Origin of the sequence: Actinosynnema sp. CS-041913 (genome assembly GCF_050942485.1) — a bacterium.
Lineage (GTDB): Bacteria > Actinomycetota > Actinomycetes > Mycobacteriales > Pseudonocardiaceae > Actinosynnema.
This window is the reverse complement of sequence record NZ_CP192037.1, coordinates 4,356,448-4,371,473: the sequence shown is the minus strand read 5'-3', so window position 1 is coordinate 4,371,473 and position 15,026 is coordinate 4,356,448. Positions and strand designations below refer to the sequence as shown.

Below are 15,026 nucleotides of genomic sequence, written 5' to 3'. Positions count from 1 at the left end.
CACCGACCCTATTGGTACGCCGATCGGCTGTCCGACCGGCGGCCCGCATTCGAAGTCGGCTGGGGCTACCCCGCGCCAGTGCAGCCCTCAGCCCTGGCGCGCGGGGCGGTTGCCGGCCTATCGGTGCAGGTAGACGGCCGCCGAAAAATCTTGCCCGGCTGGGAACAGGAAAGTTGAGCCGACCGTTGTCAAGGGTGAGTGGCCGACAAGCCGCCGCTCCACTTGACCGATTGGTGTGGAAGGAGCCTGTGACGATGTTGATGCGCACCGACCCGTTCCGTGAGCTCGACCGGCTCACCCAGCAGTTCTTCGGCGTCGCCAACGGGACGGCGGCCCGTCCCGCCACCATGCCGATGGACGCGTACCGGAACGGCGAGGAGTTCGTCGTGCAGTTCGACCTGCCCGGCGTCCCCGCGGACTCCATCGACCTGGACGTGGAACGCAACGTGCTGACCGTCCGCGCCGAGCGCCCGTCCGCGGGCGAGGGCGAGTACCAGGTCGCCGAACGCCCGCGCGGCGTGTTCAGCAGGCAACTGTTCCTGGGTGACGCGCTCGACACGGACCAGATCAGGGCGAGCTACGAGTCCGGCGTGCTGACCCTGCGAATCCCGGTGGCGGAACGCGCGAAGCCCCGCAAGATCGCGATCAGCGCCGACGCGGAGACCAAGCAGATCGACGCCTGATCCGATCGGAAGGTCCACCCCGAGCCGCCGGGGCGATCGCGATGGCCCCGGCGGCACCACCCGACGCAGGCCTCTCCGGCCCCCGCTCTCAGCTCCCAGACCCGACAATGTCGGTGCCTCGTGGGACGATGAGATCGGGGGCCGGAGGCCACGGGCAACCATCAAGCCGAGGCGTTCTCGAACACCACGTCCACCCAGAAGTTCAGCCCACCGGTGGCAACCGTCGACGGCATCCCCGCCCCGAACCCGTACACACCCGCAGGCCCTCCCTCCGGAGTGGTCAACGGCGGCGCATTCACCCGGTACCCGGAAAAATACCCCTCGCTCAACGACGGATACCCGCCGCTCACCGTGTAGCTGCCGACATAAACACTCCCGGCGACAACCGGAACAGGCGTGGCGAACACCAAACTCTGCCACCCGTCGGCAGTCTCCCCGGAAAACACCCCGGAAGCCAACTGCGCACCATCCGAAGCCCACAGACCACCGGTATGCGGCCCAGGATTCATCCCGGTCTTGTAGAATCGAACCCCGGTGATCACCCCATCGACCGTAGGGGTGAACCGAACCCCGACGTGGTAATACGACGTAAAAGGCTTCCACCTGATATCGGGCAACGCAGCCCCACTGAACAACGTGCAAGGGCAAGTCTGCACACCCGTGGTGGTGAACCGCCAGGTGACAGGCGCCGGCATGGCGTTCGCCGTCTCGTCGACCGCCCGCACGCTCACCGAATGCCGCGTATTGGCCGACAACCGCGCCTTGGGGGTCCAGAGCACGGTCTGCCCGTCCCCGGTCCGGCTCAACGTGCCGTCCACCCGCGACCCACCGCCATCGGTCACGGTAAATGAAGTATCCGCCAAGTCGATCGGCTCATCGAACGTAGCGGTGATCGGGCCGTCCAAATCGACCTCGGTGGCGTCGTCCAACGGCGTGTGGCTACCACTGACCGGAGCCACCGTGTCACCACTGAACGTATACACCACATCCACCCAATAGTTATTGCCCTGATGGGTGTTGACCGGGAACCCACTACCCGCGACATACACACCATTGGGACTGTCCCACGCGTTCCGCGGCGCGGCGAGAGGCGGCGCTGAAACCGCCCGCGGCTGGAAATAGCCGTAGTCGACGGCAAAACGCCCACGCGGCGCGGTGTACGAGGCCACGTAGGACGTCCCGGCACGAATGTCGACCGGCGTGGCGAACGTCAAAGTCTGCCAGCCGGCAGCGGTCTCGTCGGTGAATGTGCCGGTTGCCAGCCGGACGCCCGCCGAAGTCCACAGCGAGCCGGTGTGCGTGCCGGTGTTGCCCTCCCCCTTGTAGAACTTCACGCCCGAGATCCGGCCGTGGTAGGTCGCCTTGAACCGGACGCCCAACTCGTACGCGTTGTTGTCGGCGGCCGAAGGAGTCGTCGGCACCGTCGCGGCGCTGAACAGCGAGCACGGACAGGCCGCCAACGCCTCCGTGGTGATCGACCAGATCGCGTCGGAGGCCGTCGCATTGCCGTTCACGTCCGCCGCGACGGCGGTCACGGTGTACCTGGTGCCTGCCGTGAGCACGCCGTTCGGCGTCCAGGTCACGGTCTTCTGGTCGTCGGACAGCGACGACGTGCCGCGCAGCCTCACCCCGCCCGGATCGGTCAGCCACACCTGCGGCGACGCCGGGTCGATCGGCTCGCTGTAGGTCAGCGACACGGACCCGCCCACCGGTACGTTCACCGCGTCCGGCGCAGGGGTCCTGGACTCCAGGGTGGGCGGCGTCCGGTCGCCGTTGAGGCCGTTGCGGTAGACGACGTCGACCCAGTAGTTGTTCTTGTTGTGACTGGAGCCGGGGAACCCGCCGCCGTAGCGGAAGACGCCGTTGCCGCCGTCCACGCCGTGCGCGAGCGCCCGGATGCCTCCGTAGGTCGCCTGTGCTTCGAAGAAGCCGGGGTTGACGGCGTAGCGGCCGTTGGGCGCGTAGTACGACACGATGTAGGTCGTGTTCGCCTGCACGTTCACGGGCGACAGGAACGTCAGCGTCTGCCAGCCGGTGGAGGTCTCGTCGGTGAACGTGCCGGTGGCCAGCAGCAGACCCGTGGCCGACCAGAACGAGCCGGTGTGCGTGCCGGTGTTGCCCGGACCCTTGTAGAACCGGACCCCCGACACCTCGCCTCGGCCGTTGAACTGGACCTTCGTGCCCACTTCCACGGCGGCGGCGTCGACGGCGGCCGGTTCGACCGGCGTGGTGAAGTCGTCCCACACCGTGCACGGGCAGGCCGCCGGGCGCGGTGAGCCGGTGGTGAACGCCCAGTTGTGCGAGACCGCCTGGTTGCCCGCCGGATCGCGGACCCGCGCCGACGCCACGTAGGACGTGCCGGCGGTCAGGGCGGCGGACGGGACGAACCGGGTCACGGTGCCGTTGACCGACGCGGTGCCGGGGACGCTCCCGTCCGGACCGGTCAGGGTGAACTCGACCGAACCCGGATCGACGACCTCGTCATAGGTCACGCTCACGGCCGCGCTCAGCGGCACACTGCCCGCGCCGCTGACGGGATACGTGCCCGCCAGGTCCGGTGCGCGCGTGTCGGGCCCGGCCTCCGGCGCCCACACCACGTCGACCCAGTAGTTGGTGTCCCGCGAACTGGAGTTCGGGAAGCCGCCACCGGACTTGAACACGCCGTTGCCGCCTTCGCCGGCCCCGGACTGCAAGCCGGTCAACGGTTCCAAGTGCCGGGCGGACCCGGAGAAGTAGTCGGTGTCGGCCGAGAAGTGCCCGGTCGGCGACAGGTAGGAGACGATGTACACCTGACCGCCGTCGACCGCCACGGGCGTCGGGAAGATCAGCGTCTGCCAGCCGCTCGCGGACTCGTTGGCGAAGGTGCCGGTGGCCAGCCGCCCACCCGCGGGCGTCCACAGGCTGCCGGTGTGGGTGCCGGTGTTGGCGGGCCCCTTGTAGAACCGGACGCCACGCACGTACCCGGCGGACGCCGCCCGCCATCGGACGCCGAGTTCCACCGCGGCGCCGTCGGCGAGGTCCAGCGTGCTCGGGATGTCGCTGTCGCTCCACAGGCCGCACGGGCAGACCCTGGCGGCGACGTCGGGCGTGGCGGAGGCCGTGCTCACCGGGTTCCGCGCGGCGTCCAGCGCGCGGACGCGCAACTGCGCCTGCCCGGAGACGTTCGGCGTGAAGGTGTGGCTCCACGACGACCCGCCCGCCTGCCACGTAGCCGGGTGCCACAGCGAGCCGCCGTCCGTGGACACCTCCACGGCCCCGATGTCGGCGGGCTCGGACAGCGCGCCGGAGAACGTGTAGGGCGTGCCGACGGTCGCTCCGCCGGGCACATCGGTGAACTCGACGGTCGGAGCCGCCACCGGCTCCGCGACCGCGGCCGGGCCTGACACCGCCGGGGCGCCCAGGACGGCGCCGAAGACGACGACCGCGAGCAGCCGTGCCACCGCCACGCTGGATCTGTGCCGGAATGCACCGGATAAGGACATGGGATCACTGCCTCTCGCCCGAGGCCGCGCGGCCCCGGCTCCACGCCGGGCATCGGTGCCGTGGGGTGGGCCGTTACCACTCGGCCCGCGTCGACCGAATGCCCGAATAGTGCGGAAACACTTGCCGCACAAGGGATTCCATCAGCACTCGCGGCCACGCGGGACCGCTTGCCCCAGCGGTGTTACGGCGTTCGGCCCTGTGCGACGCCGTGCGGGTGATGCGTCCGCCGAACCACCCCGCCGCTGCCACTACGGGATTTGCCAAGCTGGACGGATGACGATCACTTCCGCGCTGGCCGCGCTCACCGCCGGAGACCGCGTCCGCGCCCGGGACCTCGCGTCCACCGGAGACTCGCCGCTGGCCCGCGCGTTGACCGCGTACCTGGCCAGTGACGCGGACGGGACAGTGTACGACCAGCCCGCCGCGTTCAAGGCGTTCATCGGCGGCGGCGGCAACATCGGCCTGTACGAGGCGGTGAGCGCGGCGCTGGCCGACCTCTACGACCGGGCGCGGCCGGTGTCGCTGCTCGACATCGGCTGCGGCGACGGCCGGGCGCTGCTGCCCGCCCTCACCGGCCACCGGCCGTCCCGCCTTACGTTGGTCGAGCCGTCGGAGGCGCTGCTGGAGGTGGCGGTGCGGGGTGTACCCGAAGGGATCGGGCTGGACGCCCGCAACACCCGCGTCGAGCCGTTCGCCGCGTCCTGCGGTGAGTTCGACCTGGCCGAGTCCACGTTCGCCCTGCACGCCCTGCCGCACGAGGTGCGCGACGAGGTGCTGGCCGCGCTGGCGCCGAAGGTCGGCGTGCTGGCCGTGGTGGAGTTCGACGTGCCCGAACTGTCCCCGGAGGACCGCCTGCGGTTCCTCGCCGAAACCTATGAACGCGGTCTGGCCGAATACGAGGATGACCGGGACCTGGTCGCCCAGGGCTTCCTGATGCCCGTGCTGACCGGCCAACTGTTGCCCGGGGCGGTGCGTTCGACGTGGGAGCAGCCGGCCGCGAAGTGGGCGGAGCAGGTGACCCGGGCGGGCTTCACAGAGGTCCGGGTGACCCACCTGTACGACTACTGGTCGTCGCCCGCGTTCCTGCTGACGGCCGCCGGTGCGGCCTGACGGGTTACGCGCACGCCCGATCGGATACGGTCCGTTTCCACGAAAAGCGCAATTTTCGCCACTTCGTGTCGCCAACGGAACCAACCGGAGTAATTCCCCCTCCGGAGGCAACACCTACCCATTCGGGCGACTGTACACGGTCAAATAGCCGGTGCTAACGTCGTCCACGGTCGCGACGAATAACCGGACCACCGGAACCCGCCGTCGATCCCATTCACCGGCGACACCCCCGGTCGGCCGTATTCCGCAATAATGCCGGACAGCGCGAATCCCCGAACAGCGCGAATCCCACGAGGAGAAGACTTGCCCATGACCACCGTCGCTCCCGGAGTTCTGCGCACCGATTACCAGCGGTCCGTCGCGGCGTACTGGAACGCCGAACGCGACCCGGTGAACATCCGGCTCGGCGAGGTAGACGGGATCTACCACCACCACTACGGGCTCGGCGCCTACGACCCGTCCGTGCTGGACGGCTCCCAGGAGACCCGCGACGCCCGCGTGATCGCCGAGCTGCACCGGCTGGAGACCGCGCAGGCGGACTTCCTGCTGGACCGGTTCGACGGGGTCCGGGCGGCGGACCGGCTGTTGGACGGCGGTTCCGGGCGGGGCGGGACGAGCATCATGGCCAACCGCCGGTTCGGCTGCCGGGTCGACGGCGTGTCGATCTCGGAGAAGCAGGTCGAGTTCGCGAACGACCAGGCCACCCGGTGGGACGTGGCGGACAAGGTGCGGTTCCACTTCCGGAACATGCTCGACACCGGTTTCGAGTCCGGCGCCTTCCGCGGTGTGTGGACCAACGAGACCACCATGTACGTGGACCTGTTCGACCTGTTCAGCGAGTTCTCCCGGCTGCTGGAGCACGGTGGCCGGTATGTGTGCATCACGGGCTGCTACAACGACGTGACCGGCGGGCGGTCCAAGGCGGTCAGTCAGATCGACGAGCGCTACACGTGCAGCGTCCACGCGCGCAGCGAGTATTTCAAGGCGTTGTTGGCGAACAACCTCGTGCCGATCCAGGTGATCGACCTGACGCCGGACACCATTCCGTATTGGGAACTGCGCGAGCGCTCGTCGGTGGCGACGGGCGTGGAATCCTCGTTCCTGAACGCATACCGCGAGGGCAGCTTCCACTACCTGCTCATCGTGGCCGACCGCGTGCACGGCCGCCGCTGACCTCATCCGGCCGGTGGACCGGGGGCGGGCCCTCGGTCCACCGGCGTCGAGGGTGATCGGATGACGCCCCGCGACCTACCTCGCGGCACCCACGGTGACCCGACTCAGCGGCCCGGCTCAGCGGCCCGACTCAGCGGCGGCGGAGGGCGAGCCGACCCGGTCGGACAGGAGCTGACCCGGCCACTCCCCCACCGTGAACGTGTCGACCGGGGTGAAGCCGTTGCGCCGGTAGTACTGCACCAACCGGCCGTCACCGCCCGCGTAGCAGTCGACCCGGACCAGGTCCACGCCCAGCTCACGCGCCTGGACTCGGGCGTGGTCGAGCAGCGCACCGCCGACACCGCGGCCGGTGAACGCGCGGGACGTCACCAGCAGCGTCACGTACAGCTCGGCCTCGTCGGCGGGCGGCACGTAGTCCGGCGGGGTCGGCGAGTGGGTCAGCGCGCCCGCCGGCTCGCCGTCGACCTCCGCGATCCACACGGTGTCGGACCGCACCTTGTCGGCGATCTTCCCGGCGCGGCGCGGATCGGCCGACCACGGTTCGCTGCCCCACTGCCCGGTGCGCCCGGACGCGTCCAGCCACGCCACCGCGCCGTCCAGCATCGCCATGATCGCCGGCAGGTCGGCCAGGCCACCTCGACGGATCTCCACCAGCTACCCCTTCCACAACAGGTCTTCAGCCACTCTACGTCCTCTCTGGACACGGGCGGCCGACCCCGGAGAAGTCCACAGTGGATGATCACGGAGCGTCCTGGTCGCCGACTGGGCAGGCGGTGGGCGACCCGTCCCGGAGGCCCGTCCGGTAAAGTGCGGGCCAAGACCTTGGACGGGGGGCGCCCATGGCCGACAACACCTTCACCCCACCCGGCGTGCCGGATTTCTTCCCGCCGGCGATTTTCGGGTGGGTCACCAAACCGATGGTCCTGGTCGTGTTGTCGACCGTGATCATCGCGACGTTCTTCCTACTCGTGTCCCGCCGGCTCGCCCTGGTGCCGGGTCGATTCCAATTCGCGGCGGAATCGGTCTACGACCTCGGGCGGAACACGATCGCGCGGGAGCAGATCGGCGGCCAGGACTTCCGCCCGTACGTGCCGTTCATCCTGTCCCTGTTCACCTTCGTGCTGGTGAACAACATCTTCGGGATCATCCCGTTCATCCAGTTCCCGACCATGGCCCACTTCGGTTTCCCGGTCGCGCTGGCCCTGCTGGTGTTCCCGACCTACCACTTCGTGGGCATCCGGCGGCACGGGTTGCGCGGCTACCTGCGGAACCAGTTCGTCATGCCCGGTGTGCCGAAGCCGGTGCTGTGGGGCCTGCTGATCCCGACCGAGGTCATCCTCAAGTTCTTCTTCGACCCGATCACGCTGGCGATCCGGGTGTTCGCGGCGATGTTCGCGGGCCACCTGCTGGTGATGGTATTCGTGCTGGGCGGCGAATTCCTGTTGCTCGAAGCCGCGCCGCTGCTCAAGCCGATCTCGGCGGTCAGTTTCGCGCTGGCCATCGCGATCATCCTGCTGGAGGCGGTCATCCAGGTGCTCCAGGCGTACATCTTCGCGACGCTGAGCGCGCACTACATCGGCCGGGCACTCGCGGAAAGCCACTGAGAGCGAGGTCGTTTCGGTAACGTGGTTCCCGGGGAGGGGACGACGTGCCCGACGGTGAGGGTCTACCGCGCGCGCTTCTCGAACTGGGCGACGCGGCGGTCATGGTGGTCGACGTCGGCGACCTCGGCGTCCGCTGGGCGTCGCCGGCCGCGCGGCGGTTGTTCGGCGACGCCTCCGGCGCGCTGCCCGAGTTGGTGGCGGCCGAGGACGCGCCGGTCGTCGCCGCGTTCCTGCACGCGGTGGTGGGGCGGAAGAGCGCGGCCCGGTGCACGTGTGCGGTGGCCGACCGGCGGGTCGACCTGATCGTGCGGGACCTGAGCGGCACGGAGGTCGGCGGGCTCGCGGTCGTCGTGGCGGACGTGACGGGCTGGGCCGCGCTGGCCGACGAGTCGCGCCGGTTGGAGACCGACCCGCTGACCGGGCTGCCCAACCGCAACGGATTCCTGCCGGTCCTGGAGCGGGCGGTCCGCGACACGCCGGACGCGGGCGTCGCCGGCCCGGTGCTGCTGTTCCTGGACCTGGACCACTTCAAGGCGGTCAACCGGCACGGGCACGTCGTGGGCGACGAGGTGCTGCGGGTGGTCGCGGCGCGGCTCGCCGCCGTGGTCGACGGCCGGGGCTGCGTGGCGAGGTCGGGCGGCGACGAGTTCGTGGTGCTGCTCGACCGGGCGACCGTGGACGAGGCGGTCGGCGTGGCGAGGGAGATCGCGGTGGTGCTGGGCAAGCCGGTCCGGGTCGGTGGGATCTGCGTCACGCCGGGCGTCTCGGTCGGCATCGCGCCGCTGCACCGCGGGCAACGGCTGGAGGACCTGCTGCGGCAGGTGAACGTGGCCCTGTTCCGGGCGAAGTCGGCACCCGGCCCGGTGGTCTACCGCCCCGAGCTGGACGACTGGGCGCTGGCCCGCAAGCACGAGACCCGGCTGCTGGCCGCGCGGCTGGAGCAGCTACACCTGGAGAACCGGGCGCTGGCCGAGGCGGCGACGGTCGACCAGCGGACCGGCCTGCCGAACCCGGCGGCGTTCGACGCCGACCACGCCCGGCAGCACCTGTCCGGCCGGCCGTACAGCCTGCTGATCATCGACATCGACTGGTTCCACAGCTACAACACCCACTACCGCTACCTGGCCGGGCACGAGGCCCTGCGGGCGGTCGGGGACGCGATCCGGCGCACCGCCGGCCGGGCCTACCGGTACGGCGGCGAGGAGTTCGCCGTGCTGCTGCCCGGCACCGGCTTCCCGGACGCGGTCGCGGTCGGCGAGCGGATCCGGGCAGCCGTGCAGCGGCTCGGCATCGAGCACCGGGCCACCCCGACGGGCGTCGTCACGGTCTCGGTCGGCGCGGTGGAGGCCGGCGCCGGCGCGCTGCTGACCGATGTGGTCGAGAGCGCGAATGTCGCGCTCCTGCAAGCGAAGGACGCCGGCCGCAACCGGGTCGTCGGGTTCCGAGGCGAGCGTCCGATGCGGATCGGCGGCTGACCGACTCCGATCGCGGCGGCCGACCGACTACCGATCGGCCGCGCGCGGGACCTCCGAGAACACCTCGACCTGCGGCAGGTCGTGGCCCAGGCGGTCGCGCTTGGCCGTCAGGTAGCCGATGTTGTGGTCGTTCGGGGCCATCAGCAGCGGCACCCTCGCCGCGACCGGGATGCCGTGCTCCTCCAACGCCTGGATCTTGTCCGGGTTGTTCGACATCAGACGCACCGACAGCACCCGCAGGTGTTTGAGCACCCGCGCGGCCGGGCCGTACTCGCGCACGTCGACGGGCAGGCCGAGGGTCGTCGCGGAGTCCAGCGTGTCCAGTCCCCGCTCGTCCTGGAGGACGTGCGTGCGCACCTTCGCGACCAGACCGATCCCCCGGCCTTCGTGTCCACGCAGGTACACCAGGATTCCGCTGCCCTCGCGGACGATGGCGTCCAGGGCCGCGTCGAGCTGCTCGCCGCACTCGCAGCGCATGGCGCCGAAGATGTCGCCCGTCATGCATTCCGAGTGGACCCGGACCAGCACGTCCTCCCGCATCCTCGTCTTGCCGAACACCAGTGCCAGGTGCTCGTGCCCGTCCGCCCGGAACGCCACGGCGCGGAACTTCCCCCGCCGCGTCACCAGATCCGACTCGGCGACCTCGTCGTCTCCGAAGGCTTGCTCGTGCATCCGGCCCCCTCATCACCCGACACCCCGGCGAAATGGTCACTACGCTCGTCCTGGGAACTGCACCGTAGCCCGCCCATCATCCGGAGGTCACCCTGTTCAGCATCACCGTCCGCGACCACGTGATGGTCGCCCACAGCTTCCGCGGCGAGGTTTTCGGTCCGGCGCAACGCCTCCACGGAGCAACGTTCCTCGTGGACGCGCGGTTCAAACGCGTCGACCTCGATGACGACAACATCGTGGTCGACATCGGACTGGCCACTCAGGAGCTGCACGCCGTGCTGGCCGACCTGAACTACCGCAACCTGGACGACGAGCCCGCGTTCACCGGCGTGAACACGTCGACGGAGTTCCTGGCCAAGCACATCGCCGACCGGCTGGCCGACCGGGTGCACGCCGGTGCGCTCGGCGAGGGCGCGCGCGGGCTGGCCGGCATCGAGGTCACCCTGCACGAGTCCCACGTGGCCTGGGCGAGCTACGAACGGGCGCTGTGACCCGGTATTTCGTCGTTCCCGCCAGTGTGGACGACGCCGACACCCCGAGTGGCGGCAACGTCTACGACCGGCGGGTCGCCGAGGGGCTGTCCGTGGTCGCCGTCGCCGGGGCGTGGCCGCGGCCCGACACCGAGGCCCGCGCCGCGCTGTCCCGGACGCTCGCCGGGTTCGAGGAAGGCGCGGTGGTGCTGCTCGACGGGCTGGTGGCGTGCGGCGTTCCGGAGGTCGTGACGCCGCACGCCGGGCGGCTGCGCCTCGCCGTCCTGGTCCACCTGCCGCTGGCGGACGAGACCGGGCTGGAGCCCGCCGTCGCGGCGGAGTTGGACGCCGCCGAGCGGAGGTGCCTGCACGCGGTGGACGCGGTCGTCGCGACCGGTCCGCGGGCGGCGGAAGACCTGGCCGCACGTCACGGGTTGGCCCGGGTGCACGTCGTCACACCGGGTGTCGATCCGGCTCCGATCGCGCCCGGAACCGACGGAGTGTCGAGCTTGCTCTGCGTGGCGTCGGTCACACCTCGCAAGGGTCACGACGTCCTGGTCGAAGCGCTCGCCCGGGTCGCGGACGTGCCGTGGCGGTGTGCCTGCGTCGGACCGGCGCAGGCGACGCAACTCGCCCGCGTGCGGGCGTCGATCGGGCGGCACGGCCTCGGTGACCGGATCTCGCTGGTCGGGCCGCTGAGCGGCGAGCCGTTGGAACGGGCCTACGCGGTGGCCGACCTGTTCGTGCTGCCGTCCCGCGCCGAGACGTACGGCATGGTGGTGACCGAGGCGTTGGCCCGCGGGATACCGGTGGTCGCGAGCGCCGTGCCGGACGCGCTCGGCGACGGCGGGCTGCTCGTGCCGCCAGGTGACGTCGACGCCCTGTCCGACGCGCTCCGACACTGGTTCGACTCGGCCGACCGGCGGCAGCGGCTCCGGGACGCGGCCCGGCGACGGCGGCGCGAACTGTCCACTTGGGACGATTCGGTCCGCGGCCTGGCCCGAGTGCTGGCTAGTCTGCGGACATGACCTCCTCTGCCTTCGCCCCGGAATGGCTCGCCCTGCGTGAAACGGCGGACGCCGAGGCGCGGGCCGCGGACCTGGCCGACCAGGTCCGCGGCATCGTGTTGAACCGGAACCCCGTCGTCATCCGTGACCTGGGGTGTGGCACGGGATCGATGGGGCGATGGCTCTCCGGACGGCTGGGCGGTCCGCAGCACTGGGTGCTGCACGACCGCGACCCCCGGCTGCTCGACGTGGCGGGTGCGACGGTGAGCGGGCCGGACGTGACGGTGGAGGCACGGGAGGGCGACCTGACCGCGCTGCACGCCGCCGACCTCGCGGGCACCTCGCTGGTGACCGCGTCGGCGCTGCTGGACCTGCTGACCCGCGACGAGGTGAACGGGTTGGCGGCGGCCTGCGTAGAAGCGGGTGTGCCCGCCTTGCTCACGCTCACCGTCGCGGGCCGGATCGAGTTCGATCCGGCCGAACCGCTCGATGCCCGGTTCCAGGACGCCTTCAACGGCCACCAGCGCCGTGGGCGGCTCCTCGGGCCGGACGCGGCGCAGGCCGCCGAAGCGGCTTTCACGGCGCTCGGGGCGCGGGTGGAGACCCGTCCGAGCCCTTGGCGGCTCGGGCTCGACCAGGCCGCCCTGACGGCCGAGTGGCTGCGGGGCTGGGTCGGCGCGGCCGTCGAGCACGAACCCGGCCTGGCCGGGGAGGCGCCCGCCTACCTGGAGCGCAGGCTGTCCGGTGGGCTGCGGGTGGTCGTGCACCACACCGACCTGCTGGCGGTGCCGTCATGACCCGCCGGCGATGGGCTTGGCTGCGGATGGTGGCGGGGGTCGGCATCCTGGTGGCGTTGGGGTGGCGGCTGGGCACCGAGGCGTTCCTGGACGGGTTGCGGGCGATCACCTTCCCGGCACTGCTCGCGGCTCTCGGGATCGGGCTGCTGACTACGGTGTCCAGTGCCTGGCGGTGGTGCGTGGTGGCGCAGGGGCTCGGGCTTCCGCTCACGCTCCGCGCGGCCGTCCCGGACTACTACCGGGGGCTGCTGCTCAACGCCGTGCTGCCCGCCGGGGTGCTCGGCGACGTGCACCGCGCGGTGAGCCACGGTCGGCAGTCGGGCGATGTCGGGCGCGGTGTCCGGGCGGTGGTGTTCGAGCGGTTCGCGGGGCAGGTCGTGCTCATCGCGATCGGGCTGGTCGTCCTGTTGACGCAGCCGGTGGCGATCGACTTCCTGCCCGGCCGGGGCACGACTCTCGGCGTGGCGGCGGTGGTCGTGGCCGTGGCGGTGGTCGCCGCGCGTTCGGACAAGGTGCGGCGGGCGCTGGCGAAGACGTGGCTGGACGCGCGCGACGGCCTGCTGTCCCGTCACGCCCTTCCCAGGGTGGCGCTGCTGTCCGCCGCGACCGTCGTGGGGCACATCGCCCTGTTCGTCGTCGCGGCGCGGACCGCGGGGTCCTCCGCGTCCTTGGGCGCGTTGGTGCCGCTGATCGTGCTCGCGCTGCTGGTGATGGCGGTCCCGGTCAACGTCGGCGGGTTCGGGCCGCGTGAGGCGTTCCTGGCGGTCGCGTTCGGCGCGGCCGGGCTCGGCGCGGCGCAGGGCCTCACCACCGCCGTGGTCTACGGGGTGTTGGCGATGGTGGCCGCGCTGCCCGGCGTCCTGGTGCTGTTCCGCCGGTCAGAGCACCGCGAGGTACTGCCCGAACGACCCGGCCAGCGACGCGAGCAGGTCCCTGCCCTTGTCGGCTGAAGCCAGCGACGGACGCCCCACGACACCCGACTCCGTGTACGGCGCGAGGCCCACCGTCAACAGGTGCCGCCGGTCCTCGACCACGTGGTCACCCGCCTCGTGACCGGCCGCGACCAGCTCGGGATCGACGTGGAGGAGAATGGACGTCTCCAGCTCGCCGGCGTGCATGTCGTCGGCCGAGGACGTCTCCAAGCCGGCCGCGGCACGGGCGGCGTGCCAGTCGGCGCGACCGGGGAACAACGCCAAGCCGGCCGACTCCTGCACGATGTTGGCGAGCACGTAGTTCCCGCCGTGCGCGTTGACCAGCACCAGTCTCGTCACGCCGGCCCGGCGCAGTGACTCCGCGATGTCGGCGACCACCGAGTACAGCGTCCGCGCCGAAATGCTCACCGTGCCCGGCCAGGCGGCGTGTTCGTGCGAGCACGAGATCGTGATCGGCGGCAGCAGGAGCACCGGGTGCGCGGCGGCGACCTCGTTCGCGATGGCGCACGCGATCACGGTGTCCGTCACCAGCGGCAGGTGGGGGCCGTGCTGCTCGAAACTGCCGATCGGCAGCACGGCGACCTCGGCCGCGGCGTGCCGGACGTCGACGGTCGTGGTGCGCGGGAACAGGTCACCGATCATGTGCCCGACCGTAGCGAACCCGGTGGCAGAGGGCGGGGATCTCACCGCTCGCCAGCTTCGGCAGCACCTCCGGCAGGTCGTCGAAGTCGCTCTCGCCGGTGATCAGGGCGTCGAACACCGGATCGGCGAGCAGGTCGAGCGCCAACGCCATCCGCTCGGCGTACGTGCGGTCCGGGCGGGCGACGACGCCGACCTGGCTGCCGCGGATGGTCAGCCTGCGGGAGTGGAAGTGCTCCCCCAGCGGCACGCCGACCCGCCGCGAGCCGTACCAGCTCAGCTCGACCACCGTGCCGTCCGGCCGCAGCAGCCCGAGGGACGTCGCCAGGCCGGCGTCGGAGGCGCTGGCGTGCACCACCAGGTCCAGGCCGCCTGTGGCGTCCTCGGGCGCCGCGAAGGCCACGCCCAGCGCGTCGGCGACGGCCCGCCGCGCCGGATCGGCGTCGACGAGCTGCACGCGGACGCCGGGGAACCGGGCCAGCACGGCGGCCACCGAGCACCCGACCATGCCACCGCCGACCACCGCGATCCGGTCGCCGATGAGCGGTTTCGCGTCCCACAGGGCGTTCACGGCCGTCTCGACGGTCCCGGCGAGCACGGCGCGTTCCGGCGGCACCGCGTCCGGCACGGGTGTCACGGCGTCCTCCGGCACCACGTAGTGGGTCTGGTGTGGATAGAGGCAGAACACCGTGCGGCCGAGCAGCGCGGGCGGTCCTTGTTCGACCACCCCGACATTGAGGTAGCCGTACTTCACCGGGAACGGGAAGTCGCCGCGCTGGAAGGGGGCGCGCATCGCCTCGTGCTGGCTCTCCGGCACCTTTCCCTGGCCGACCAGGGTCTCGGTGCCCCGGCTGACGCCGGACCAGAGCGCGCGCACCAGCACCTCGCCGGGCCCCGGGTCGGATACCGGTTCACCGCGGATCTCACATTTTCCCGCCGAGGTGAACCACAGGGCCTGCGCGGCGCGTGTCATCCGGCAAC

14 protein-coding genes are annotated in these 15,026 nt (G+C 71.1%); 9 read left to right on the top strand and 5 right to left on the bottom strand.

Annotated elements, in window-relative coordinates; genetic code table 11:
• Window positions 1–254: 254 nt before the first annotated feature.
• Complete coding sequence (locus ACQPZF_RS20310; protein WP_433273911.1) at window positions 255–683, top strand: Hsp20/alpha crystallin family protein; 429 nt, start codon at window positions 255–257, stop codon at window positions 681–683.
• Window positions 684–844: 161 nt separating this feature from the next.
• Here the strand turns inward: ACQPZF_RS20310 and ACQPZF_RS20305 are convergent, their stop codons facing one another.
• Window positions 845–4,129: a DUF4082 domain-containing protein gene (locus ACQPZF_RS20305; RefSeq protein WP_433273909.1), complete on the bottom strand. Its 3,285-nt coding sequence runs from the start codon at window positions 4,127–4,129 to the stop codon at window positions 845–847.
• Between the two features lie 310 nt (window positions 4,130–4,439).
• Here ACQPZF_RS20305 and ACQPZF_RS20300 point away from each other — a divergent pair, with 310 nt between their 5' ends.
• Together ACQPZF_RS20300 and ACQPZF_RS20295 are read left to right on the top strand one after the other, a co-directional pair.
• On the top strand, window positions 4,440–5,276 hold the full coding sequence (locus tag ACQPZF_RS20300) for a class I SAM-dependent methyltransferase (protein ID WP_433273907.1): 837 nt from the start codon (window positions 4,440–4,442) through the stop codon (window positions 5,274–5,276).
• Between the two features lie 309 nt (window positions 5,277–5,585).
• Window positions 5,586–6,449, top strand: coding sequence for a geranyl diphosphate 2-C-methyltransferase (locus ACQPZF_RS20295; RefSeq protein WP_433273905.1), 864 nt, complete (start codon window positions 5,586–5,588; stop codon window positions 6,447–6,449).
• Window positions 6,450–6,566: 117 nt separating this feature from the next.
• On the opposite strand, the gene ACQPZF_RS20290 is transcribed toward ACQPZF_RS20295, so the two are convergent.
• Window positions 6,567–7,100, bottom strand: coding sequence for an N-acetyltransferase family protein (locus ACQPZF_RS20290; RefSeq protein WP_433273903.1), 534 nt, complete (start codon window positions 7,098–7,100; stop codon window positions 6,567–6,569).
• A 188-nt stretch (window positions 7,101–7,288) separates the two neighbouring features.
• On the opposite strand from ACQPZF_RS20290, the gene atpB reads away from it, so the two are divergent.
• Together atpB and ACQPZF_RS20280 are read left to right on the top strand one after the other, a co-directional pair.
• Window positions 7,289–8,053 (top strand): F0F1 ATP synthase subunit A, encoded by a 765-nt coding sequence (atpB, locus tag ACQPZF_RS20285; RefSeq protein WP_433273901.1) that lies wholly within the window; start codon window positions 7,289–7,291, stop codon window positions 8,051–8,053.
• Window positions 8,054–8,097: 44 nt separating this feature from the next.
• Window positions 8,098–9,528: a GGDEF domain-containing protein gene (locus tag ACQPZF_RS20280; RefSeq protein WP_433273899.1), complete on the top strand. Its 1,431-nt coding sequence runs from the start codon at window positions 8,098–8,100 to the stop codon at window positions 9,526–9,528.
• A 27-nt stretch (window positions 9,529–9,555) separates the two neighbouring features.
• Here the strand turns inward: ACQPZF_RS20280 and ACQPZF_RS20275 are convergent, their stop codons facing one another.
• Window positions 9,556–10,200 carry a GTP cyclohydrolase II gene (locus tag ACQPZF_RS20275; protein WP_433273897.1) on the bottom strand — a complete coding sequence of 215 codons (645 nt, stop codon included), beginning with the start codon at window positions 10,198–10,200 and terminating at the stop codon, window positions 9,556–9,558.
• Window positions 10,201–10,292: 92 nt separating this feature from the next.
• Between ACQPZF_RS20275 and ACQPZF_RS20270 the strand changes: the two genes are divergently transcribed.
• The 4 genes from ACQPZF_RS20270 to ACQPZF_RS20255 are packed head-to-tail and all read left to right on the top strand — an operon-like array spanning window position 10,293 to window position 13,424.
• Complete coding sequence (locus tag ACQPZF_RS20270; protein WP_433274632.1) at window positions 10,293–10,691, top strand: 6-pyruvoyl trahydropterin synthase family protein; 399 nt, start codon at window positions 10,293–10,295, stop codon at window positions 10,689–10,691.
• The gene (locus ACQPZF_RS20265; protein WP_433273895.1) at window positions 10,688–11,698 is read left to right on the top strand and encodes a glycosyltransferase family 4 protein; all 1,011 of its coding nucleotides are present in this window, start codon (window positions 10,688–10,690) and stop codon (window positions 11,696–11,698) included. Before ACQPZF_RS20270 ends, ACQPZF_RS20265 begins: the two co-directional genes overlap by 4 nt.
• On the top strand, window positions 11,695–12,474 hold the full coding sequence (locus ACQPZF_RS20260; RefSeq protein ID WP_433273893.1) for a class I SAM-dependent methyltransferase: 780 nt from the start codon (window positions 11,695–11,697) through the stop codon (window positions 12,472–12,474). The genes ACQPZF_RS20265 and ACQPZF_RS20260 overlap by 4 nt, the downstream gene beginning before the upstream one ends.
• The gene (locus tag ACQPZF_RS20255) at window positions 12,471–13,424 is read left to right on the top strand and encodes a lysylphosphatidylglycerol synthase transmembrane domain-containing protein (protein ID WP_433273891.1); all 954 of its coding nucleotides are present in this window, start codon (window positions 12,471–12,473) and stop codon (window positions 13,422–13,424) included. Before ACQPZF_RS20260 ends, ACQPZF_RS20255 begins: the two co-directional genes overlap by 4 nt.
• On the opposite strand, the gene ACQPZF_RS20250 is transcribed toward ACQPZF_RS20255, so the two are convergent.
• Both ACQPZF_RS20250 and ACQPZF_RS20245 read right to left on the bottom strand, forming a co-directional pair.
• Window positions 13,353–14,048: a creatininase family protein gene (locus tag ACQPZF_RS20250; protein WP_433273889.1), complete on the bottom strand. Its 696-nt coding sequence runs from the start codon at window positions 14,046–14,048 to the stop codon at window positions 13,353–13,355. The genes ACQPZF_RS20255 and ACQPZF_RS20250 overlap by 72 nt on opposite strands.
• A complete protein-coding gene (locus ACQPZF_RS20245) occupies window positions 14,038–15,018 on the bottom strand; it encodes a zinc-dependent alcohol dehydrogenase (protein ID WP_433273887.1) in 981 nt (326 codons plus the stop codon). Before ACQPZF_RS20245 ends, ACQPZF_RS20250 begins: the two co-directional genes overlap by 11 nt.
• Window positions 15,019–15,026: the final 8 nt, after the last annotated feature.

Bases quoted from the DNA above. Each gene is read 5' to 3' on its own strand.
- ACQPZF_RS20310 (WP_433273911.1), top strand. From the start codon at position 255: ATGTTGATGCGCACCGACCCGTTCCGTGAGCTCGACCGGCTCACCCAG.
- ACQPZF_RS20295 (WP_433273905.1), top strand. From the start codon at position 5,586: ATGACCACCGTCGCTCCCGGAGTTCTGCGCACCGATTACCAGCGGTCC.
- ACQPZF_RS20260 (WP_433273893.1), top strand. From the start codon at position 11,695: ATGACCTCCTCTGCCTTCGCCCCGGAATGGCTCGCCCTGCGTGAAACG.
- atpB (WP_433273901.1), top strand. From the start codon at position 7,289: ATGGCCGACAACACCTTCACCCCACCCGGCGTGCCGGATTTCTTCCCG.
- ACQPZF_RS20255 (WP_433273891.1), top strand. From the start codon at position 12,471: ATGACCCGCCGGCGATGGGCTTGGCTGCGGATGGTGGCGGGGGTCGGC.
- ACQPZF_RS20275 (WP_433273897.1), bottom strand. From the start codon at position 10,200: ATGCACGAGCAAGCCTTCGGAGACGACGAGGTCGCCGAGTCGGATCTG.
- ACQPZF_RS20250 (WP_433273889.1), bottom strand. From the start codon at position 14,048: ATGATCGGTGACCTGTTCCCGCGCACCACGACCGTCGACGTCCGGCAC.
- ACQPZF_RS20245 (WP_433273887.1), bottom strand. From the start codon at position 15,018: ATGACACGCGCCGCGCAGGCCCTGTGGTTCACCTCGGCGGGAAAATGT.
- ACQPZF_RS20300 (WP_433273907.1), top strand. From the start codon at position 4,440: ATGACGATCACTTCCGCGCTGGCCGCGCTCACCGCCGGAGACCGCGTC.